Raw genomic sequence first — 22456 nt, forward strand, 5'->3', positions numbered from 1 at the left:
CTCAGCTCCCGTCCGGGTGGAGCATCAGGGCGGCCGTGCGCAGCAGGATCTTGGTGTCCTGCCACAGGCTCCAGCCCTCGATGTAGCGGTTGTCGAAGCGGGCCCGGTCCTCGATCGAGGTGTCCCCGCGCAGACCGTTGACCTGCGCCAGGCCGGTCAGCCCGACCGGCACCCGGTGCCGGTCGGCGTACTCGGGGTAGACCTGGCCGAACCGCATCACGAAGTACGGTCGTTCGGGCCGCGGGCCGACCAGGCTCATGTCGCCGCGCAGCACGTTCCACAGCTGCGGCAGCTCGTCCAGGGAGCTGCGGCGCAGCAGGCGGCCGACGGCGCCCATCCGGTGGTCCTGGGAGATGTTCCAGCGGGTCGCCGACTCGTGCTCGTTGCTGGGGCGCAGGGTGCGGAACTTGAGGACGGTGAAGGCCTTGCCGTCCAGGCCGGTGCGCTGCTGGCGGAAGAGCACCCCGGGGCCGGTGTCGCACCGTACGGCCAGCGCGCAGACCGCCAGCACCGGCGCCAGGGCGAGCATGCCGAGCCCGGAGGCGACGATGTCCAGGGCCCGCTTGGCGGCCCAGCCGGGGCGGCGCATCGCGGGCCGGGCCAGTGGCAGGCAAGGGAAACCGTACAGGTGGTCGGCGGGGAAGCGGCCGAGCGAGCCGTACTCGCGCAGCGCCGGGACCAGCCAGACCTGGCAGCCCAGCCGGACGGCGTCGCGCAGGGCGGCCGCGGTCTCGGCCTCGTCGGCGGCGCCCTCGGTGGCGACCACGTGGTGGATCCGGCGTCGGCGCACCTCCCGCTCCAGCACCTCGCGGCCGCCGAGCACCGGCAGCCGGGAGTCACCGGCCAGCAGGACCGGGTCCGGGTCGACGTAGCCGACCGGGCGCAGGCCGTACTCGCGCCGCTCGGTGAGGGTGGCGGCGATCCGCTGGCCGAGTTCGCCGGCGCCGAGCACCAGCACCGGGCTGGGGCGGCGGCGGCGGACCTTGCGCAGCAGGTGGTAGGTGACGGCGCGGCCGGTGACGGCGAGCAGCAGCAGGCCCGCGAGGAGGGCGGTGAGCCTCAGCGGGGTGGCCGGGCCGGAGCCGGGCCAGCGGCCGTCCAGGCAGGCGGTGAGGGTGACGGCGAAGGCGGTGGCCACGGCGGCCCGGGCGGCCAGCGCGGGGAGTTCGTCCAGGACGGAGAGGCTGAGCCGGTTGCGGTAGAGCCCGCCGGCCAGGTTGAGCGGGAGCAGCAGCGGGAGCAGGGCGGCGGCGCCGGTCAGCGGGTGCGGGCCCGAGGCGGTGGCGGCCGCGACGGCGGCCTGGGCGCCGCAGACCGCGAGGCTGTCGACGCCGACCAGGGCGAGCGGGAGGGCGACCCGGGAGCGGAACGGCCTGCGGTGGCGCCCGAGGCCGGGTGCGGAGCGGGTCCGCGGCGGGACCGGCCGATCGAGCACCTCGGCGGAGAGCCGCCGCGGCGCCGACAGGGATCTGCCCGGCCGCGGCACACTCTCGTGGTCAATGGTCATCAGCGCACGAACTCCCCTGCTGTGTACCCGCCATGGCGGGACAGCCGGAGCCGGGTCGCACCAGCGCGCGGCGATCCCGGCCCGGTGGACGCGGTCCAGGTAAGCACCTGCTGCCTCGGACGGCTCTCGGCCCTCTCGCCGGTCGATCCACGCGGGACGGACCGGTGAGAATCGGAACGAAGCAGGCAAAATCAGACAATACCGAACGCCGCCTGAATGTCAGGAAGTTGACTTGCCATTTCATTCCACCTGCCCATTAATCAGACCGTCGGATTTGCACCTTCGGCCCAGCGGTCACGGCGCGAATTCGGCAGCACCTTCACCGCGAGCATTCGCGGCGAGCATTCACGGTCTGAGAAACGATCAGGACCGCTCCGGGACACGGGGGGTCCGGCCGCCGGGCACCGCGGCGGCGCCCAGCAGCGCGTCGTAGACCGCGGCCACCTGCCGCACCACCTCGCGGATGTCGTGCCGGGCCGCCATGTGCGCACGGGCCTGCGCCCCGCGGCGTTCGCACTCCCCCGGGTCGGCCAGCGCCGCCGCCAGCCGGCCGGCCAGCGCCGCCGGATCCTGCGGCGGCACCAGGGCGGACGCGGCATGGCCCGGCGGCAGGCACTCCCGGGCCCCCGGCACGTCCGAGAGCAGCACCGGACGGGCCGCGGCCATCGCCTCCAGCGGGGCCAGCGCCATCCCCTCCCAGCGGGACGGCAGCACCACCAGGTCGGCCGCCGCCAGCCAGGGACGCGGATCCGCGACGTTCCCCGCCAGCCGCACCCCGGACGGGTCGGGCAGCCCCCGCACCAGCTCGGTCAGCGCGGCCTCGTCCGGGCCGCCGCCGACCAGCGCCAGCCGCGCGCCGGGAACCCGGGCCGCCACCTCGGGCCAGGCGGCGAGCAGCACGTCCTGCCCCTTCTGGCGGCACAGTCGGCCGACGCAGACCGCGAGCGGGGCGTCCGGATCCACACCGAGCGCGGCCCGCGCGGCCCGGCGGCCGGCCGCGTTCTCGGCGGCGAAGTACCGGACGTCCACGCCGTTGGGCACCACCCGCCAGTCGCCGGCCAGGCCGGCTGCCACACCGTCCACCCGCTCCTGCTCGCTGACGCACAGCAGGACCCGGGCCCAGCGGGTGGCGAACCGCTCCCAGCGCAGCGTGGCGGCCGCCAGCGGGCCGCCGACCGCCGCGAACGACCAGGCATGCGGCTGGAACACGGTGGGCACCGCACCCCGGACCGCCAGCCGGCCGGCCAGCCCGGCCTTGGCGCTGTGCAGGTGCAGCACGTCGGGGGCGGCCTCACGGACGATCCGGCGCAGCCTGCTCGCCTCGCCCAGGGTGCCGGGGCCGGGCGAACGGCCGGCCGGCCAGTCCAGCACCTCGGCCCCGACGGCGGCGGCCTCGGCGGCCAGCCGGCCGCCCGGCGGGCAGGCCACCAGCACCCGGCCGCCGGCCTCGCACTGGCCCCGGGCCAGGTCCACCACGACCCGGGCGACACCGCCGTCCACGGGCTGGGAGATATGAAGGATCGTCATGCGCACGGCGGCGAGCCTAGGTCCGGGCGCCACCGGATCCCGGGTCCCGTCACCCGTCCGGGGAAGCACGTCACCCGTACGGCGGGCGGGCCGTACGGGTGTGCGGGGGGTGGGCGGTGGCTACCCCGATGACGGCTGACCGATGACAGAATCTGAAATCTGTCATCGATCATCGGATTGACGTCGGCGGCCGGACGTCAGGCGTCAGGCCAGCTCGTCGGCGAGCTTGGCGAGCACCGCGTCGTGGATCCGGTTGAGCCCCTTGGGCGCGAAGGTCCGCTCGAAGAAACCACCGATACCGGTGGCGCCCTGCCAGCTCGCGTCCACCGTCACCCGCGCCGCACCCTCGCCCGCCGCGGCCACCGTCCAGGTGATCACCATGGTGGAGTTGGCGTCGGTCTCCACCAGCTGCTCCGGGCTCGGCGCCGAGACCGTGAACAGGCAGTCGCGCACCCGCTTCTCGGTGGCCTGGAGCCGCCAGTGCACCTGGGTGCCGGCCCCGGTGCCGCCGGCCTTCACCTCGTACTCGCTGTACTGCGCGGGCAGCAGGCGGGGACGGACGACGGCGTAGTCGGCCAGCGCCTCGTACACCCGCTCCGGGGTGGCCTGGTAGACGCGCTCGGTGGTGGCCTGCACCTTGCCCATGGGGCTGCTCTCCTTCACTGCGACTGCACTGCCGTTGCACTGCTGCTGCACTGCTGCGGGACGGCCCGTGCCTCCGGCGGCCCGGCCGCCGGACGATCGGGGTCAAGCCAACCACCGCCCTCGGCCGCACCCCAAACCGGGCCCGGAATACGGGCGCACCCCGCGGGGCGGCCGAGTTAGGGTGGCCGGTGTGCTCGATCAGGTGACCGCAGTCCGCTATCTCGACCCGCTGCGCGCGGGCGGCTCGGTGCCCGGGGTGGTGGAGACCGACGACCTGGGCACCTACGTGGTGAAGTTCACCGGCGCCGCGCAGGGCCGCAAAGCGCTGGTGGCCGAGGTGATCGTGGGTGAGCTGGGCCGCCGGCTGGGCCTGCGGGTACCGCCGCTGGTCCTGGTGGACTTCGACCCGGCGGTCGCGGCGGACGAGCCGGACCCGGAGATCCAGGACATCCTGCGGGCCAGCTCCGGGCTCAACCTCGGCATGGACCTGCTGCCGGGCGCCCGCGACTTCCGGCCGGGCCTGCTGGACGTCGACCCGGCCGAGGCCGGCCGGGTGGTCTGGCTGGACGCGCTGACCGGCAACGTCGACCGCACCACCGCCAACCCCAACCTGATGGTCTGGCACGGCCGCCTCTGGCTGATCGACAACGGCGCCGGGCTGGTCTTCCACCACCGCTGGTCCGGTGCGGCGGCCTCGCTGCTCAAGCCGTACCCGATGTCCGCACACGCGCTCGGCGGCTACCACCCGGACGTGCTCGCCGCCGACGCCGCGTTCGCGCCCCGGGTCACCGAGGCGCTGCTGCGCGAGGTGGTGGCACTGGTGCCCGAGCAGTGGCTGGCCGGGGAACCGGGCTTCGACTCGGTGGCGGAGCTGCGGGAGGCGTACGTGACCCAGCTGGCCGCGCGGGCGGCCGCGTCGGCGGCCTGGCTGCCGACCTGCTTCGCCACCCCGGAGGAGCAGCGGGCCGCCGAGGCCGCCCGGGCGGCGGCCACCCTCGCGGCCCGGCCCGCCTGGCTGAAGCAGGTACCGAACCGGCACGGCCAGGCGCAGGTGGAGTCCGACTGGAGCCGCCACATCGGCTGACCCGCCCGAGCCCCGGCCCGGCCCGCACCCAGACCGGAGAGCGCGTACCCCGGTACCCCGTACCCCGCAGCAGAGTGCCCCGCCCGGGACCAGGTCCGGGCGGGGCACTCCGGGTTCAGGGCGCTCCGTCCTCAGCAGCGCTCCGGGTTCAGCGGCTCAGCGCTTCAGCGACTCAGCGGCTCAGAACCGCCACCACTGCGCGGCCGTCGCGGCGTTGATGATGCCCGCGCCGTAGAAGCCGTTGTTGGCGGTGCTGCCCTCGCAGACCCCCTTGAACGCGCCGTCGCCGCTCGGGTCGAAGACCGCCGGGCAGGCGTGGTCGTCGGCCTGGTGGACCAGCATCGCGCGCAGCTCGTCCGGGCCGGCCCACGGGTGGGTCGAGGCGAGCAGCGCGACCACGCCGACGGTGTGCGGGGACGCCATCGAGGTGCCCTGCATGTAGGCGTAGCCGCCGCGGACGGTGGAGAGCACCCGGCCGTTCTTGTCCGGGGTGTCCGGCAGCTGGTAGCGGGAGTCACCGCCGGGGGCGGCCACCGTCACCTTGCCCTTGCCGTAGCTGGAGTAGAAGGACTTGTCGCCCTTGAAGCCCACCGAGCTGGTCACCACGACGCCGGGCAGCTCGGTCGGCAGCGACAGGCAGCTCTCGTCGATCGGCCGCGACCCGGGGGTGGTGTCGTCGGGGCTGGTCACGTCGACCGTCTTGTGCGCGAGGTCGATGTTGTCGTTGCCGGCCGCGGCGACGTTGAGGACGCCGTTGCGCTGCGAGAAGGCGACGGCCCGCTTGACGGCCGTGGTGACGGCGGCCTGGTCGGGGTCGTTCTTGCAGTTGAACAGCCACGGGTCGATGTAGTAGCTGTTGTTGGTCACCTTGAAGTGGTGCTCACCGGCCCAGACGAAGCCGCAGATGGCGTACTCCGGGTAGATGAAGCCGCCGTCGTCGACCACCTTGACCGCGGCGAGCCGCACGCCGGGGGCGATGCCCTCGATGCCCTTGCCGTTCTTGGCGGCCGCGATGGTGCCGGCCACGTGGGTGCCGTGGTCGCTGGTGGTGGGCTGCCAGGAGTTGAAGTCGGTGTTCGGGCGTCCGCCGTCGATGCAGGAGGCGGAGAGCGAGGCGTCCACGTTGGCGGCCAGGTCCTCGTGCTTGGCGTCGATGCCCGAGTCCAGGACGCCGACCACCACCCGGCGGCTGCCGAGGGTGGTCTCGTGGGCCTTGTCCACGCCGATCTGCCGCATGTCCCACTGGTTGGCCCAGAGCGGCTCGGAACCGTCCGCCGGGGTGGCGCCCGGGGAGACCCGCTCGACGGTGGACTCCACGTCCGCGGCCACGATCCCGGCGGTCCGGCTGGCGCCCACCGAGTCGATCCCCTTGACGTGCCGCAGCTTGGCCGCGAACCCGGTGTCGGTGGAGCGGGCGATCACCACACCGATCTGCTCGTACGAGTAGACCACCGAGCCGCCGGCCTTCGTGATCTCCCGCTCGGCCTTCTTCACCTGGCCGTGGTTGGCCTGGGTGTTCACCACATAGCTGAGCAGCGGCCCGGGCGCCGGGTCCGATCCGGCTGCCGCGGCGGTGCCGGCCGGCAGCGCGATCGAGCCGGCGGTGGCGAGCGCGAGACCTGCCGCCGCGAGCCGTGCCCGACGTATCCGAGGAACTCTCATAGGGGATGGCCCTCCCGAGTCTCGTGGTGCCCCACTGATGGCAGGAACACGTAAGTGGGTGGGACGCTAGTGACCCCTCGATCGCTTCCGCAAGGGTGCGGACGGGGGTGATCGCCGCACCCGCGCGGCCACCGCACCTGACCAGCTGATGTGACGTCAGGTAGTTGCCGTGTCAGCTGAGATGTCCGTGTCCAGACCGTAGAGCCGGGCCGCGTTCCCCGCCGACAGCTGCGCCTCGATCCCCGCCGCGTCCGCCGCCGTGCACGCGCCGTCGCGCTGCCACCCCGCCAGCAGCGAGCCCAGGGCGTGCCGGTACTGCGCCGCGCCGACCAGGAACAGCTCCGGCAGCCCGTACGCGTCCGTCGAGAACAGCACCTTCCCGAACGGCGCCAGTTCGAGCACCTCGCCCAGCACCTCGGCCGCCCGCGCACCGGTGTACGAGAGGGTCAGCCCCACGTCCAGGTGGACGTGCGGGAAGCAGTGCGCCAGCCAGGCGGCCTGACGGTGGTACGGGTAGCAGTGCAGCAGCACCAGCGGCACCCCCGCGGGCTCGACCGCCCGGACGAAGTCCACCAGCAGCGCCGGATCGGCGAGGTGCAGCCGCAGGTCCGGATCGCCGAAACCGGTGTGCAGCTGGATCGGCAGCCCCAGCCCGACCGACTGCCAGAGCAGATGGCGCAGCAGGACCGGGTCGGTCAGCCGGGCCCCCGGGCCACCCTCCCGCTGCTCGGCCGCGCGCTGCCGGGCGGCCCACCGCTCGGCCGCCCGGACCACCTCGGCCCGGCCCGGCGGCCGAGGGTCGATGGCCAGCCCGTACCGGTAGGCCAGCACCGACTTCACCGCCACCACGCCCGCGCCCGCGCAGGCCGCCGCGAGCTCCTCGGCCAGCGCCTCGGGCCAGCGCCCGGGCGCCGCCCGGACCCGGGCCGCCACGCTCTCCAGCCGGACCACCTCGTACGTCCGGGCGCCCGAAAGCCGGGCCAGCGCGTCGAGCGGGAGCAGCGGGCGACCGGCCGCCCCGGTCAGCCCGGTGTCCACCAGGCAGGCCGTCAGCCCGGCCGCCGCCAGCAGCCGTCGGCCGGCCTCGGCGGCGCCCAACTCGCGCCGCCGGGCCAGGTACTCGGCCGGTTCCGCATGGACGGGCAGCCCCAGGGCGGGCGGGCACCACCGCCGTACGGCGAGGCCCAGCGCGCTGCCGAACGGGCTGCAGCCCGGGGCGGGCGGCCGGTCGGACTCGGTGAGCAGCGAGGCGAACACCGCGTCGTCCGGCTCCTGCGGGGAGTCGGCGAGCACGCTGTGGCAGTGCTGGTCGATCAGCATCCGGTCACCAGCGCAGCCTGGTCGCGGCGATCACCTCGTCGGCGCCGACCCCGTCGAACAGGGCGATCTCGGCCTCCCGGACGGCCAGCACCGCCGCGTGCAGCTCCGCGCCGAGCGCCTCCCGGAGCAGGTCGGAGCCCTTGAACGCGGCGGCCGCCTCGGCGAGGTCGGCCGGCAGCCGCTCGGCGTAGCCGGAGTCGGCCGGATCGCCGGAGACCTCCGGCGGCAGCCGCAGCCCGCGGTCGATGCCGCCGAAGCCGGCCGCCAGCACCCCGCCCACCGCCAGGTACGGGTTGGCGGCGGCGTCGAAGCACTTCACCTCGGCGTTGGCCTGCTCGGGGGTGGATCCGGGGATCAGCCGCAGCGCCGCCTCCCGGTTCTCCCGGCCCCAGCAGCGGTAGGGCCCGGACCAGCGGCCGGGCACCAGCCGCAGGTAGCTGGCCACGCTGGGGGCGCCGAGCGCGAGCAGGGCGGGCAGTTCGGCCAGCACCCCGGCCAGGAACGCCTCCCCCTCGACGGTCAGTCCGTACCGGCCGGGCCCGCCGCCGATGAGATTGCGTCCGTCGCGGCTCAGGCCGAGGTGCAGGTGTCCGCCGTTGCCCACGCCGTCGGCGGCCACCGCGGGGGCGAAGGAGGCCTCGAGCCCGTACCGGACGGACACCGCCTGCACCGTGTGCCGCACCAGGACGGCGAGGTCCGCGGCCGTCACCGGGCCGGCCGGGGCGAGCGACACCTCGAACTGGCCGACCGTGTACTCCGGGTGGATCTGCAGCACCGTCAGCCCCTGGTCGCGCAGCGCCCGCAGGACGTCCCGGAGGTAGTCGGACAGTCCGATCAGCCGGCGCATCCCGTACGCGGGCCCGGCGCCCGCCCCGTCGACCACCACCCACTCGACCTCGATCCCGGCCAGCACCTCCAGCCCCCGCCGCTGCGCCTCGGCGGCCATCCGGCCGGCGAACAGCCGCTGGCAGCCCGGATGCGGCTCGCCGTCCTGCGCGTACCGGTCGGCCGGCGCCCAGGCCCACCCGGGCTGGGCGGCGAGGACGGTGAGCGCGGCCAGGTCCGGGACCAGCCGCAGATCGCCGACCGGGCTGCCGGACGGGGCCATCGAGTCGTCCACCAGGAACGCGTCGAAGCACGGCGCCGCGCCCACGCCCCACTCCGCCGCGTGCGCCAGCTGCTCGACCGGCACCGCCTTCACCCGGTGCACCCCGGCGTTGTCCACCCAGCCGAGGACCACTCCGTCCGTACCGCCCGCGGCCAGGTCGTCGGCGGCCGTACGGGCCCGGGCGGCGCGCTCGGCGCGGGGCAGCATCGTGGTCATGCCGCCCATGCTGCCGGGCCGGTCGGACGTGCACCGAGCATCGACCGCCCGTTCACCCGGACGGCGGACCGGATTCCCCGCCCAAACCCGATGTGACCCACCTCACACGGGGCGGCGAAATTTCCGGGGACTCGCTCCCCGTTTAGGCTAGAGTCGAACGAAGCGGGGACTCATTCCCCGGAAGCATCCGCCACCGGAACCGAAGGGACGACCGATGACCACGACCACGCCACCGGCGCCCAAGCTCCGCGCGGACGCCACCCGCAACCGCAACCGCATCATCGAAGCGGCCCGCGAGGCCTTCGTGGAGCACGGCGCCGAGGTGCCGCTCGACGAGATCGCCCGCCGCGCCGGGGTCGGCAACGCGACGCTGTACCGCCACTTCGCCGACCGCCGCGAGCTGATCCACCACGTGACACTCTCGGTCCTGGACCGGGTGGTCGAGCACGCGGAGCGCGCGATGGCCGAGGAACCGGACGCCTTCGCGGCGCTGGCCCGCTTCACCCACGCCTCGGCCGACGAGCGGATGGGCGCCCTGTGCCCGCTGCTCTCCGAGCACATCGACCCGAACGACCCCGAGATGCACGACGCCAAGGCCCGCCTGCAGGAGACCACCACCGAGGTGATCACCCGGGCGCACCGGAGCGGCCAGTTGCGCGAGGACGTGGGGGTGGGCGACTTCGTGGTCGCCATCACCCAGCTCACCCGACCGCTGCCCGGCACCCACTGCATCGACCTCGACCAGTTCGTCCACCGCCACCTGCAGCTGTTCCTCGACGGCGTGCAGGCCCCGGCCCGATCCACCCTGCCCGGCCGCGCCGTCTCCCTGGACGACCTGAAGCCGCGCCCCTGAGCCCTCCCGCACCGTCCGGCCCAGCACGGGCCGCCCCTTCTTCTCGCACCATTCGGCACCAGCCGGTGCCTCTGCCCTGCCGTTCCGCTCTCTCGCACACAAGTGGGTATCCCCATGTCTGAATCAGCCCTGCAGCCCGACCCCCGGCGGTGGAAGGCGCTCATCTTCATCGGCCTGGCCCAGCTGATGGTCGTCCTGGACGCCACGGTCGTGAACATCGCGCTCCCGTCCGCCCAGCGTGACCTCGGCATATCCGACGCCAACCGGCAGTGGGTGATCACCGCCTACGCGCTGGCCTTCGGTGGTCTGCTGCTGTTCGGCGGCCGGATCGCGGACCTCTGGGGCCGCAAGCGGACCTTCACGGTCGGCCTGATCGGCTTCGCCCTCGCCTCGGCGATCGGCGGCGCCGCCACCAACACCGCCATGCTGCTCGGCGCCCGCGCCCTGCAGGGCGTCTTCGGCGCGCTGCTCGCGCCCGCCGCGCTCTCGCTGCTCGCGGTGATGTTCACCGACGCCAAGGAGCGCGCCAAGGCCTTCGGCATCTACGGCGCCATCGCGGGTGGTGGCGGTGCCATCGGCCTGATCCTGGGCGGCCTGCTCACCGAGTACCTGAACTGGCGCTGGACCTTCTACGTCAACATCCCGTTCGCCCTGGCCGCCGTCGCCGGCGCCGTCCTGGTGATCCGCGAGCCGGCCGGCAGCCAGAACCGCAACCGCCTCGACATCCCGGGCGTGCTGCTGGTCACCACCGGCCTGGTCTCCCTGGTCTACGGCTTCACCCGGGCCGAGTCGAACGGCTGGACCTCCGGCTCCACCCTCGGCCTGTTCGCCGCCGCCGCGGTCCTGCTGGCCGCGTTCGTCCTGGTCGAGAGCAAGGTCAAGGCCCCGCTGCTGCCGCTGCGGGTGGTCCTGGAGCGCAACCGCGGCGGTGTCTACCTGTCGCTGGGCCTCGCCGTGATCGGCATGTTCGGCCTGTTCCTGTTCCTGACCTACTACCTGCAGGTCGTGCTCGGCTACACCCCCGTCGTCACCGGCCTCGCCTTCCTGCCGATGGTCGCGGGCATGATCACCGGCTCCACCCAGATCGGCGCCCGCCTGATGACCCGGGTCGCCCCGCGCTACCTGATGGCGCCCGGCTTCCTGGTCGCCTCCATCGGCATGCTGATCCTGACCCAGATCAAGGTCGACAGCTCCTACTGGAGCCTGCTCCCCGGCCTGGTCCTGATGGGTCTGGGCATGGGTACCGCCTTCATGCCGGCCATGAGCATGGCCACCCACGGGGTGAAGCCGCAGGACGCCGGTGTCGCCTCCGCGATGGTCAACACCTCCCAGCAGGTCGGCGGCGCGATCGGCACCGCGCTGCTGAACACCATCGCCAACAGCGCCGGTGTCGCGTACGCCAAGGCCCACCACATCGGCCCGGACGCGTCGACGCTCCAGCGGATGGAAGGCATGGTGCACAGCTTCTCCACCGCGATCTGGTGGTCCTTCGGGATCCTGGTCCTGGCGGCCGGCATCTCGTTCGTCCTGATCAACACCGGCCGCCCGCAGGCCCACCAGGCCACCGGCGCCGACTCCGAGGAGCTCGCCGTCCCCGTGATGGCGCACTGACCCTCACCCCGCACACCACCACGGCCCGCCCGGTCCCCACCGGGCGGGCCGCGGTGCGTTCAGCGCACGTAGTCCTTGAGCACCTCGGTGTCCAGCGTGACCGACACCGGCGCCGGCACCACCACCTCGTGCCCGTACGAGAGCGTGACCACGCTCCGGTACCGGCCGCCCTCGGGCTCGCTGTGCACGGTGACCGCTCCGGCGTCCCGGTCGACCAGCAGGTAGACCGGGATCCTGGTCTGCGCGTAGGCGACCGGCTTCTCGATCCGGTCACGCCGGTCGGCGTCCGGGTCGCACGAGGTGACCTCCACGACCATGAGGACACCGGTCGGGTCGGCCCACTCCCCCTGGCCTGCGAAGGCGCCGAGAGCCGTGAGCGAACCGTCCGGCCGGGCGTGGCCGGTCCGGTAGCTCTCCACCGTCAGCCCCTGTTCGGGGTAGAGGTTGAGGTCGGGCCGCTGCTGGATGCAGGACCGGATCAGCCACATGACGATCTCGCCGTGGTCGCCGTCGGGCACCGGCTTGACTCTGATCCTGCCGTTGATGAACTCCAGCGTCACGTCCTCCCGCGCGGCAGCTGTCGCGATGGCCTCGAAGGCCTCGCGGTCCATCTGGGTCCGGTCCAAGGTCATGACTGCCATGGTGTCCTCCTTGGGTCGGCGCGGCCACCGTACGGACAACCCGCGTGTCCCGGTGGCGGGTTGCCTCTTCCTACCCCGGGGTAACTCCGCTACAGTGACCGCACGCACCACTGCCGGGCTTCGGGAGCCGCACCGGCAGGGCCGCGGCCGTGTGTGATCGACGGCCGCCCTGGTGTTCTGCTTCCCGGCCCTCGGGGCCTCTTCAGCGCAGTACGTCAACGCAGTGCTTTCAGCGCCGCTTCAGTGTTCTTCCAGAGCGTCTGAGCACCACGGCACACCCTCAGCACGGCCGGAGCGGACCGGTCCCTGTCGGCATGCCTCGACACGTCATCTCCCGCCCCCGCGCCGCCGAACCCTCCTCCCGTACGGCCTGCCGCCCGCTCGACGCCGAGCCGGCCCCGCCGGTGCCGGAGTGGCGGCGCGGGCCCATGACATAGGAGTCCGGACAATGGAGCGTCCCTTCCCCACCGTCGCCGTGGTCGGCCTCGGCACCATGGGTGCCGGCATCGCCGTCGCGGTGGCCCGCAGCGGCCGCCGGGTGATCGGCATCGAGGCCGACGAGGCTTCGGCCGCCCGGGCGCTGGCCCGGATCGAGGAGGCCACCGCGCACGCCGTCGAGCGCGAGCGGTTCAGCGCCGAGGACCGCGCCGCGCTGCTCGGCCTGATCTCGGTCGGCCACGACCTGGAGGCCGCGGCGGGCGCCGACCTGGTGGTCGAGGAGGTCCCGGAGCAGCTGGAGCTGAAGCGGCAGATCTTCGCCGAACTGGACCGGATCTGCCCCGCCGAGACCGTCCTCGCGACCGGAACCACCGCGCTGTCGGTGACCCGGATCGCCGCGGCCACCGCCCGCCCGGAGCGCGTGCTGGGCCTGCACTTCTTCAACCCGGTGCACTCGATGCGGCTGGTCGAGGTGGTCCGCACGGTGCTGACCTCCCCGCAGGCCGCCGAGGACGTCGCCGCGCTCGCCCGCGAGCTGGACAAGGAGCCGGTGGCGGCGGGCGACCGGGCCGGCTTCATCGTCAACGGCCTGCTGTTCGCCTACCTCAACCAGGCCGCCGCGATGTTCGAGTCGCGGTACGCCACCCGCGAGGACATCGACGCCGCGATGCGGCTGGGCTGCGGCCTGCCGATGGGTCCGCTGGCGCTGCTCGACCTGATCGGCATCGACACCGCGCGCACCGTGCTGGAGGCGATGTACGAGCAGTCCAAGGACCGGCTGCACGCGCCCGCCCCGATCCTCGGCCAGCTGGCTTCGGCGGGGCTGCTGGGCCGCAAGTCCGGCCGCGGTTTCTACACCTACGAGGCGCCCGGGTCGTCCAAGGTGGTGTCCGGTGCCGCGGGTGCGGGCCGGGCCGGCCGGGTGGCGGGCCGCGAGGTGCGCAGCATCGGCGTCTGCGGTTCGGGCACCATGGCGACCGGCATCGTCGAGGTGCTGGCCAAGGCCGGGTACCCGGTGCTGCTGGCCGCGCGCAGCCAGGAGAAGGCGGACCGGGCGAAGGCGCAGCTGGCGAAGTCGCTGGAGCGTTCGGTGGCCAAGGGCCGGCTGACCGCGGAGCAGCGGGACGCGGCGCTGGCGCTGACCACGCCGACCGGGCAGTACGCGGACCTGGCCGGGGTGGACCTGGTGGTCGAGGCGGTGGCGGAGGACCTGGAGGTCAAGCGGGAGCTGTTCGCCACCCTGGACAAGATCTGCAAGCCGGGCGCGGTGCTCGCCACCACCACCTCCAGCCTGCCGGTGATCAGTTGTGCGACCGCCACCTCGCGGCCGCAGGACGTGATCGGCATGCACTTCTTCAACCCGGCGCCGGCCATGAAGCTGGTCGAGGTGGTCTCCACGGTGCTGACCTCCGAGGACGTCACCTCGACCGTGCTGGAGCTGTGCGGCAAGGCCCGCAAGCACCCGGTGGAGTGCGGCGACCGGGCCGGCTTCATCGTCAACGCCCTGCTCTTCCCGTACCTGAACGACGCGGTGCGGATGCTGCAGGAGCACTACGCGACGGTGGACGACATCGACACCGCGATGAAGCTGGGCTGCGGCTACCCGATGGGCCCGTTCGAGCTGCTGGACGTGGTGGGCCTGGACGTCTCGCTGACCATCGAGCAGGTGCTGCACCAGGAGTTCCGCGAGCCGGGGCTGGCGGCGGCGCCGCTGCTGGAGCACCTGGTGGCGGCCGGCTGCCTGGGCCGCAAGAGCGGTCGCGGGTTCCGCGACCACGCCCGCCGATGACCGGCCGGGCTGCGGGGCTGCCGGGCGGGGTCCCGGCCGGCCGCCCCGTCCCGGGTGGCGCTCCCGCCGGCGTTCCCGCGGGTGTTCCGGTCGGCGGCCTCGGCGGCGGACCGGGTGCGGCCGGGGTCCCCGGGGTGCTCCCCGGCGGGCCCCGGCGGCCGGGCGGGCCGGCCTGGGGCGGCCCGCCGGCGGGTACCGGCGCGGCCACCCGCTGGCCGCGTCCGGCGGTGACCGCACCGGCGGTGCCGGTGCGCAGGCCGAGGCCGGCGGCGGCCGCCCCGGGGGCGTGTAGCGTTCCGGCCATGGATCGGGATCAGTCACCCTTGGAGCAGGACGTCGCGCGGCCGGCGGCGGAGGCGGGAGCGGGCAGCCGCCGGGCGGCGGCCCAGCGGCAGCAGATGCGCCAGGACCTGGCGACCGCGGCCATGGAGCTGTTCGCCACCCAGGGCTACGAGGAGACGACGGTCGATCAGATCGCCGCCGCGGCCGGGGTCGCCCGCCGGACCTTCTTCCGCTACTTCCGGTCGAAGGAGGAGGCGATCTTCCCGGACCACGACGACACCCTGGTCCGGGTGGCCGACCTGCTGGCGAGCGCGGAGTCGGAGGAGCACCCGCTGGACGTGGTCTGCCGGGGCATCAAGGAGGTGCTCCGGATGTACGCCTCCACCCCGGCCGTCTCGGTCGCCCGCTACCAGCTGATCCGGCAGGTGCCGGCGCTGCGGGAACGGGAGATCGCGGTGGTGGCCCGGTACGAGCGGCTGTTCACCCGGTACCTGCTCGGGCGCTTCGACGCGGCGGAGGAGACCCCGCCGAGCTGGCAGCGCGGCGGGGACGACGACTCGATGCTGGCCGAGGTGTCGGCGGCGGCGGTGGTCGCGGCCCACAACCACGTGCTGCGGCGGTGGCTGCGGGCGGGCGGGCACGGGGACGTGGAGTCCCAGCTGGACCACTCCTTCGACGTGATCCGCGGGACCTTCTGGCCGACCCCGCCGAGCGGTGCCAGGCGCCGCGGCACACCGGTGGCACCGGGTGCCACAGGTGACCCGCTGTCACCGGTCGAGGCGGCCGCGGTGAGCGCACTCAGTGCCAGCCCGGGCGGTGAGGTGCTCATCACAGTGGCCCGCACCGACGCCCCGCTGGACGTGGTGGTGGACTCGATCAGGGCGGCGCTGACCGGCTCGCAGGCTGGCTAACGCAGGCCATCCGCACAGGTCACAGCAGATTCGAAGGCCCGTCCCGGTTTTCCGGGGCGGGCCTTCCCCATGCCGCCGGAGCGCCGGTCGAACTGTTATCGGGTTTCACCCGAACTGATGACACCCGGTGTCTTTACGAGTGGCACAGGGTGCCACTACTTTGTTACCCATCGGTCGCGGCGCCGCGGCTCCCCACCTCGGCGCGCCGTGTCCGCCGTCCCCGCACCGCTGGGGCCGGACCAGCACCACCACGGCGACCCACCCACCCGTCGCACACCCGCAGTACCACCCACAGACCCTCAGCGAAGCCGGTGTCCGCTCCCGGCTCCCCCAGACGCCCTGTGCGCCCTCAACACAGGTACGCCTTCGGAGGCAGCCATGCAGGAAATCCTCGACGCGATCCTCAGCTCCGACAGCACCCCGGCGGACTTCGCCGCGGTCAAGCTCCCGGAGTCCTACCGCGCCGTCACGCTCCACCGGGACGAGGAGCAGATGTTCGCGGGCCTGGACAGCCGCGACAAGGACCCCCGTAAGTCCCTGCACCTCGACGAGGTCGCACTCCCCGAGCTCGGGCCGGGCGAGGCCCTGGTCGCCGTCATGGCGAGCTCGGTGAACTACAACACCGTGTGGAGCTCGATCTTCGAGCCGGTCTCCACCTTCGGCTTCCTGGAGCGCTACGGCCGCCTGTCGCCGCTGACCAAGCGTCACGACCTGCCGTACCACATCCTCGGCTCGGACCTCGCGGGCGTGGTCCTGCGCACCGGCGCCGGCGTCAACGCCTGGAAGCCCGGCGACGAGGTCGTCGCGCACTGCCTCTCGGTCGAGCTGGAGTCCCCGGACGGCCACAACGACACGATGATGGACCCGGAGCAGCGCATCTGGGGCTTCGAGACCAACTTCGGCGGCCTGGCCCAGATCGCCCTGGTGAAGACCAACCAGCTGCTGCCCAAGCCCAAGCACCTCACCTGGGAGGAGGCCGCCTCCCCGGGCCTGGTCAACTCCACCGCCTACCGCCAGCTGGTCTCCCAGAACGGCGCCGGCATGAAGCAGGGCGACAACGTGCTGATCTGGGGCGCCAGCGGCGGCCTCGGCTCGTACGCCACCCAGTACGCCCTGGCCGGCGGCGCCACCCCGATCTGCGTCGTCTCCAACGAGGCGAAGGCCGAGATCTGCCGCAGCATGGGCGCCGAGGCGATCATCGACCGCAGCGCCGAGGGCTACAAGTTCTGGAAGGACGAGCACACCCAGGACCCGCGCGAGTGGAAGCGCCTGGGCTCCAAGATCCGCGAGTTCACCGGCGGCGAGGACGTGGACATCGTCTTCGAGCACCCGGGCCGCGAGACCTTCGGCGCCTCGGTGTACGTCACCCGCAAGGGCGGCACCATCGTCACCTGCGCCTCCACCTCCGGCTTCATGCACCAGTACGACAACCGCTACCTGTGGATGTCGCTGAAGCGCATCGTCGGCTCGCACTTCGCCAACTACCGCGAGGCCTTCGAGGCCAACCGCCTGGTCGCCAAGGGCAAGATCCACCCGACCCTGTCCAAGGTCTACTCCCTGGAGGAGACCGGCCAGGCCGCCCTCGACGTCCACCACAACAAGCACCAGGGCAAGGTCGGCGTGCTCTGCCTCTCCCCCGAGGAGGGCCTGGGCGTGCGCGACACCGAGCTGCGCGCCAAGCACATCGACGCGATCAACCGCTTCCGGAACATCTGATGGCCGACCGCGACCGCCCCTGGCTGATGCGCACGTACGCGGGCCACTCCACCGCGAGCGACTCCAACGCGCTCTACCGGCGGAACCTGGCGAAGGGCCAGACCGGCCTGTCGGTCGCCTTCGACCTGCCCACCCAGACCGGCTACGACTCGGACCACATCCTGGCCCGCGGCGAGGTCGGCCGGGTCGGCGTGCCGGTGGGCCACGTCGGCGACATGCGGACGCTGTTCGACGGGATCCCGCTCGAGCAGACCAACACCTCCATGACGATCAACGCCACCGCGATGTGGCTGCTGGCGCTCTACCAGGTGGTCGCCGAGGAGCAGGGCGCGGACATCGCCAAGCTCACCGGCACCACCCAGAACGACATCGTCAAGGAGTACCTGTCGCGCGGGACGCACGTCTTCCCGCCCGGCCCGTCGGTCCGCCTGATCACCGACATGATCGCCTACACGGTCGCGCACATCCCCAAGTGGAACCCGATCAACATCTGCAGCTACCACCTGCAGGAGGCCGGGGCCACCCCGGTCCAGGAGATCGCGTACTCGATGTGCACGGCGATCGCGGTGCTGGACGCCGTCCGCGACTCCGGCCAGGTGCCGCCGGAGCGGATGGGCGAGGTGGTCGCACGGATCTCCTTCTTCGTGAACGCGGGCGTCCGCTTCATCGAGGAGATGTGCAAGATGCGGGCGTTCGGCCGGCTCTGGGAGAAGGTCACCCGCGAGCGGTACGGCATCCAGGACGCCAAGCAGCGCCGGTTCCGCTACGGCGTCCAGGTCAACTCGCTCGGCCTGACCGAGGCCCAGCCGGAGAACAACGTCCAGCGGATCGTGCTGGAGATGCTCGCCGTCACGCTCTCCAAGGACGCTCGCGCCCGCGCCGTCCAGCTGCCCGCGTGGAACGAGGCGCTCGGCCTGCCCCGCCCCTGGGACCAGCAGTGGTCGCTGCGGATCCAGCAGGTGCTGGCCTACGAGTCCGACCTGCTGGAGTACGGCGACATCTTCAACGGCTCCGAGGTGATCGAGGCCAAGACCGCCGAGCTGCTGGCGGGCGCCGAGGCCGAGATCGCCAAGGTGCTCGAGATGGGCGGGGTGATCCCGGCCGTCGAGTCCGGCTACCTCAAGTCCAACCTGGTCTCCTCGCACGCCGCCCGGCGCGCCCGGATCGAGGCCGGCGAGGACAAGATCATCGGGGTGAACTGCTTCGACACCACCGAGGAGAACCCGCTCACCGCCGACCTCGACACCGCCATCATGGTGGTCGACCCGGCCTCCGAGCAGTCCGTCCTCGCCTCGCTGGCCGCCTGGCGCGAGGGGCGCGACGAGACGGCCGTGCAGACCGCCCTCGCCGAGCTCAAGGCCACCGCCGCCACCACCGACAACCTGATGGCCGCCACGCTGGCCTGCGCCCGCGCCGGGGTCACCACCGGCGAGTGGTCGTTCGCCCTGCGCGAGGTCTTCGGCGAGTACCGCGCCCCCACCGGGGTCGGCGGCGCACCGGTGGCGGTGGCCGCCGAGCCCGGCGGCGAGCTCGCCGCGGTCCGCGAGGCGGTCGCCGCCACCGCCGCCGAGCTGGGCACCGGCAAGCTGCGCCTGCTGGTCGGCAAGCCCGGCCTGGACGGCCACTCCAACGGCGCCGAGCAGATCGCGGTCCGCGCCCGCGACGCCGGCTTCGAGGTGGTCTACCAGGGCATCCGGCTCACCCCGGAGCAGATCGTCTCCGCGGCGGTCGCCGAGGACGTGCACTGCGTGGGGCTGTCGATCCTCTCCGGGGCACACCCGGAGCTCGTCCCGGACGTCCTGCACCGGCTGCGCCGGGCGGGGGTGGAGGATGTGCCGGTGATCGTCGGTGGCATCATCCCGGCAGCGGACGCCGAGACTCTCAAGGCCGCCGGTGTCGCCGCGGTCTTCACACCCAAGGACTTCGGCATCACCACCATCATCGGCCGGATCGTGGACGAGATCCGGCTGGCCAACAGGCTTCAGCCCTGGGCCGCCGCCACCGCTGCGACCAGCTGACCCGGGAAGGACCAACCACCCTCATGACCAACGTCAACCGCCTCCGGCCCCGCCGTTCCTGCCTGGCCGTACCCGGCAGCAACCCGCGTTTCCTGGAGAAGGCCCAGGGGCTGCCGGCCGACCAGGTCTTCCTCGACCTCGAGGACGCCTGCGCCCCGCTGGTCAAGGAGAGCGCCCGGCACCACATCGTCGACGCCCTCAACAACGGCGACTGGGGCAAGAAGACCAAGGTCGTCCGCGTCAACGACTGGACCACCCACTGGACGTACCGCGACGTCATCACCGTCGTGGAGGGCGCCGGCCCGAACCTCGACTGCATCATGCTGCCGAAGGTCCAGGACGCCGAGCAGGTGAAGGCGCTCGACCTGCTGCTCACCCAGATCGAGAAGACCATGGGCTTCGAGGTCGGCAAGATCGGCATCGAGGCGCAGATCGAGAACGCCAAGGGCCTGATCAACGTCGACGCGATCGCCACCGCCTCGCCCCGGCTGGAGACGATCATCTTCGGCCCGGCCGACTTCATGGCCTCGATCAACATGAAGTCCCTGGTGGTCGGCGAGCAGCCGCCCGGCTACGACGCCGACGCGTACCACTACATCCTGATGCGCATCCTGATGGCCGCCCGCGCCAACGACCTGCAGGCCATCGACGGCCCGTACCTGCAGATCCGCAACGCCGACGGCTACCGGGCCGTGGCCCGCCGGGCCGCCGCCCTCGGCTTCGACGGCAAGTGGGTGCTGCACCCGGACCAGGTCGGCGCGGCCAACGAGATCTTCTCGCCCTCCCAGGAGGACTACGACCACGCCGAGCTGATCCTGGACGCCTACGACTGGTGCACCTCCGAGGCGGGCGGTGCCAAGGGTTCCGCGATGCTCGGCGACGAGATGATCGACGAGGCCAGCCGCAAGATGGCCCTGGTGATCTCCGGCAAGGGCCGCGCCGCCGGTATGGAGCGCACCTCCAAGTTCGAGCCCCCGCAGGCCTGACCCGAAGGACCACCCATGCAGTTCGGACGCACCTACGAAGAGTTCGAGGTCGGCGCGGTCTACAAGCACTGGCCCGGCAAGACGGTCACCGAGTACGACGACCACCTCTTCTGCCTGCTGACCATGAACCACCACCCGCTCCACCTGGACACCAACTACGCGGAGAAGACGACCGACTTCGGCCGCAACGTCGTGGTGGGCAACTACATCTACTCGCTGCTGCTCGGCATGTCCGTCCCGGACGTCTCCGGCAAGGCGATCGCCAACCTGGAGATCGAGTCGCTGCGCCACATCGCGCCGACCTTCCACGGCGACACCATCTACGGCGAGACCGAGGTCCTCGACAAGTGGCCGTCCAAGTCCAAGGACGACCGCGGCATCGTCTACGTCGAGACCAAGGGTTACAAGCAGGACGGCACCGTGGTCTGCATCTTCCGCCGCAAGGTGATGGTGCCGACCGAGACGTACATCAAGGAGCGCGGCGGCGAGCAGCCCGGCCGTCCCACGCCCCTGTCCTAGACCCCGGACGGGTAGGCCGCCGTCATCGGCCGATCCCCACCCGGTCCAGGGGGCTCCACGGAAGTCACGCCCGTGGAGCCCCCACACCTCCCCCACCCTCATTGCCGTAGATGCAGATTCGGAGCCGCACGATGGGACGCCTCGCACAGACCGACGGCCTGACCGAGATCCAGCGGGACATCCTCGCCACCGTGCGGGACTTTGTCGACAAGGAGATCATTCCGGTCGCCACCGAGCTGGAGCACAAGGACGAGTACCCGACCGCGATCGTCGAGGGGATGAAGCAGCTCGGCCTGTTCGGCCTGACCATCCCGGAGGAGTTCGGCGGCCTGGGCGAGTCCCTGCTGACCTACGCCCTGGTGGTCGAGGAGATCGCCCGCGGCTGGATGTCGGTCTCCGGCATCGTCAACACGCACTTCATCGTCGCCCACATGATCAACGCGCACGGCACCCAGGAGCAGAAGGAGTACTTCCTGCCCCGGATGGCGGCCGGCGAGATCCGCGGCGCCTTCTCGATGTCCGAGCCCGGCCTCGGCTCCGACGTCTCGGCCATCTCCACCAAGGGCGTCAAGGACGGAGACTGCTACGTCCTGAACGGCCAGAAGATGTGGTTGACCAACGGCGGCACCTCCACCCTGGTCGCGGTCCTGTGCAAGACCGACGAGGGCGGCTCCTCCCCGTACAAGAACATGACCACCTTCCTGATCGAGAAGACGGCCGGCTTCGGGCCGAACGAGACCGTCCCGGGCCTGACCGTGCCCGGCAAGATCGAGAAGATGGGCTACAAGGGCGTCGACACCACCGAGCTGGTGCTCCAGGACGTCCGGATCCCGGCCGACCGGATCCTCGGCGGGGTCCCCGGCAAGGGCTTCTACCAGATGATGGACGGCGTCGAGGTCGGCCGGGTCAACGTCGCCGCCCGCGGCTGCGGGGTCGCCCGGCGCGCCTTCGAGCTCGGCATCCAGTACGCCCAGCAGCGCTCCACCTTCGGCAAGAAGATCGCCGAGCACCAGGCGATCCAGTTCAAGCTCGCCGAGATGGCCACCAAGGTCGAGGCCGCGCACCAGATGATGGTGATGGCCGCCCGCAAGAAGGACAGCGGCGAGCGCAACGACCTGGAGGCCGGCATGGCCAAGTACCTGGCCTCCGAGTACTGCAAGGAGGTCGTCGAGGACTCCTTCCGGATCCACGGCGGCTACGGCTTCTCCAAGGAGTACGAGATCGAGCGGCTCTACCGCGAGGCGCCGATGCTGCTGATCGGTGAAGGTACGGCGGAGATCCAGAAGATGATCGTGGGCCGCCGCCTGCTGGAGGAGTACCGGCTCGCCGACTGACCTTCCGTCCCGGCCGGGTGCGGGCGTGCGGGCCCGCACCCGGCCACCGCGCACCGGCGCGGGGCCTGGTCAGCCTCCGCGCCGGTGCGGCGCCGGAAGCGGCCGTAGGGCGCGTTGCTCTCAGTACACGCCCTACGGCCGCTTCTGCACGCCTTTGCAGCCGCGTCGGGCCCGCCGACGGGCCCCCGGTCCACCGCGACCCCCGCGGCCGCTCCAGCCCCGCTCCAGCCGCGATCCGGCGACGGTCCTGCGGAACCCCACCGTGAGACATGGGTCACGCGATTCGCCC

Annotated in this window: 17 protein-coding genes; 10 read left to right on the forward strand and 7 right to left on the reverse strand. The window is 72.6% G+C overall.

The window, feature by feature from the left end:
- Window position 1: 1 nt before the first annotated feature.
- The 3 genes from AC2TEW_RS34030 to AC2TEW_RS34040 all read right to left on the reverse strand — a co-directional run bounded on the left by AC2TEW_RS34030 (window position 2) and on the right by AC2TEW_RS34040 (window position 3679).
- On the reverse strand, window positions 2-1507 hold the full coding sequence (locus AC2TEW_RS34030; protein ID WP_484627130.1) for a sugar transferase: 1506 nt from the start codon (window positions 1505-1507) through the stop codon (window positions 2-4).
- Window positions 1508-1870: 363 nt separating this feature from the next.
- A complete protein-coding gene (locus AC2TEW_RS34035) occupies window positions 1871-3034 on the reverse strand; it encodes a glycosyltransferase (protein WP_484627167.1) in 1164 nt (387 codons plus the stop codon).
- Window positions 3035-3238: 204 nt separating this feature from the next.
- On the reverse strand, window positions 3239-3679 hold the full coding sequence (locus AC2TEW_RS34040; RefSeq protein ID WP_033821954.1) for an SRPBCC family protein: 441 nt from the start codon (window positions 3677-3679) through the stop codon (window positions 3239-3241).
- 190 nt (window positions 3680-3869) lie between these two features.
- On the opposite strand from AC2TEW_RS34040, the gene AC2TEW_RS34045 reads away from it, so the two are divergent.
- Window positions 3870-4763 carry a HipA family kinase gene (locus AC2TEW_RS34045; protein WP_484627131.1) on the forward strand — a complete coding sequence of 298 codons (894 nt, stop codon included), beginning with the start codon at window positions 3870-3872 and terminating at the stop codon, window positions 4761-4763.
- A gap of 180 nt (window positions 4764-4943) precedes the next feature.
- On the opposite strand, the gene AC2TEW_RS34050 is transcribed toward AC2TEW_RS34045, so the two are convergent.
- The 3 genes from AC2TEW_RS34050 to AC2TEW_RS34060 all read right to left on the reverse strand — a co-directional run bounded on the left by AC2TEW_RS34050 (window position 4944) and on the right by AC2TEW_RS34060 (window position 9069).
- Window positions 4944-6425, reverse strand: coding sequence for a S8 family peptidase (locus AC2TEW_RS34050; protein ID WP_484627132.1), 1482 nt, complete (start codon window positions 6423-6425; stop codon window positions 4944-4946).
- 156 nt (window positions 6426-6581) lie between these two features.
- Complete coding sequence (locus AC2TEW_RS34055; protein WP_484627133.1) at window positions 6582-7745, reverse strand: amidohydrolase family protein; 1164 nt, start codon at window positions 7743-7745, stop codon at window positions 6582-6584.
- Window positions 7746-7749: 4 nt separating this feature from the next.
- On the reverse strand, window positions 7750-9069 hold the full coding sequence (locus AC2TEW_RS34060; protein ID WP_484627134.1) for a type I glutamate--ammonia ligase: 1320 nt from the start codon (window positions 9067-9069) through the stop codon (window positions 7750-7752).
- A gap of 214 nt (window positions 9070-9283) precedes the next feature.
- On the opposite strand from AC2TEW_RS34060, the gene AC2TEW_RS34065 reads away from it, so the two are divergent.
- On the forward strand, window positions 9284-9922 hold the full coding sequence (locus AC2TEW_RS34065; protein ID WP_484627135.1) for a TetR/AcrR family transcriptional regulator: 639 nt from the start codon (window positions 9284-9286) through the stop codon (window positions 9920-9922).
- A 114-nt stretch (window positions 9923-10036) separates the two neighbouring features.
- Window positions 10037-11533, forward strand: coding sequence for an MFS transporter (locus AC2TEW_RS34070; RefSeq protein ID WP_484627136.1), 1497 nt, complete (start codon window positions 10037-10039; stop codon window positions 11531-11533).
- Between the two features lie 59 nt (window positions 11534-11592).
- Here the strand turns inward: AC2TEW_RS34070 and AC2TEW_RS34075 are convergent, their stop codons facing one another.
- A complete protein-coding gene (locus AC2TEW_RS34075; RefSeq protein WP_484627137.1) occupies window positions 11593-12174 on the reverse strand; it encodes a Uma2 family endonuclease in 582 nt (193 codons plus the stop codon).
- A 448-nt stretch (window positions 12175-12622) separates the two neighbouring features.
- Between AC2TEW_RS34075 and AC2TEW_RS34080 the strand changes: the two genes are divergently transcribed.
- From AC2TEW_RS34080 to AC2TEW_RS34110, 7 genes are all read left to right on the forward strand, one after another.
- Complete coding sequence (locus AC2TEW_RS34080; protein ID WP_484627138.1) at window positions 12623-14401, forward strand: 3-hydroxyacyl-CoA dehydrogenase family protein; 1779 nt, start codon at window positions 12623-12625, stop codon at window positions 14399-14401.
- 302 nt (window positions 14402-14703) lie between these two features.
- The gene (locus AC2TEW_RS34085) at window positions 14704-15594 is read left to right on the forward strand and encodes a TetR family transcriptional regulator (RefSeq protein WP_484627139.1); all 891 of its coding nucleotides are present in this window, start codon (window positions 14704-14706) and stop codon (window positions 15592-15594) included.
- 378 nt (window positions 15595-15972) lie between these two features.
- Window positions 15973-17310: a crotonyl-CoA carboxylase/reductase gene (gene ccrA, locus AC2TEW_RS34090; protein WP_484627140.1), complete on the forward strand. Its 1338-nt coding sequence runs from the start codon at window positions 15973-15975 to the stop codon at window positions 17308-17310.
- A complete protein-coding gene (locus AC2TEW_RS34095; protein WP_484627141.1) occupies window positions 17310-19328 on the forward strand; it encodes a protein meaA in 2019 nt (672 codons plus the stop codon). Before ccrA ends, AC2TEW_RS34095 begins: the two co-directional genes overlap by 1 nt.
- Window positions 19329-19351: 23 nt before the next feature.
- Window positions 19352-20314 (forward strand): HpcH/HpaI aldolase/citrate lyase family protein, encoded by a 963-nt coding sequence (locus AC2TEW_RS34100; protein WP_484627142.1) that lies wholly within the window; start codon window positions 19352-19354, stop codon window positions 20312-20314.
- A 15-nt stretch (window positions 20315-20329) separates the two neighbouring features.
- Window positions 20330-20833, forward strand: a complete 504-nt coding sequence (locus tag AC2TEW_RS34105) for a MaoC family dehydratase (protein WP_484627143.1) — start codon at window positions 20330-20332, stop codon at window positions 20831-20833.
- 131 nt (window positions 20834-20964) lie between these two features.
- Complete coding sequence (locus AC2TEW_RS34110; protein ID WP_484627144.1) at window positions 20965-22167, forward strand: acyl-CoA dehydrogenase family protein; 1203 nt, start codon at window positions 20965-20967, stop codon at window positions 22165-22167.
- Window positions 22168-22456: the final 289 nt, after the last annotated feature.

The organism is Kitasatospora sp. NEAU-CNBT7, assembly GCF_057220535.1.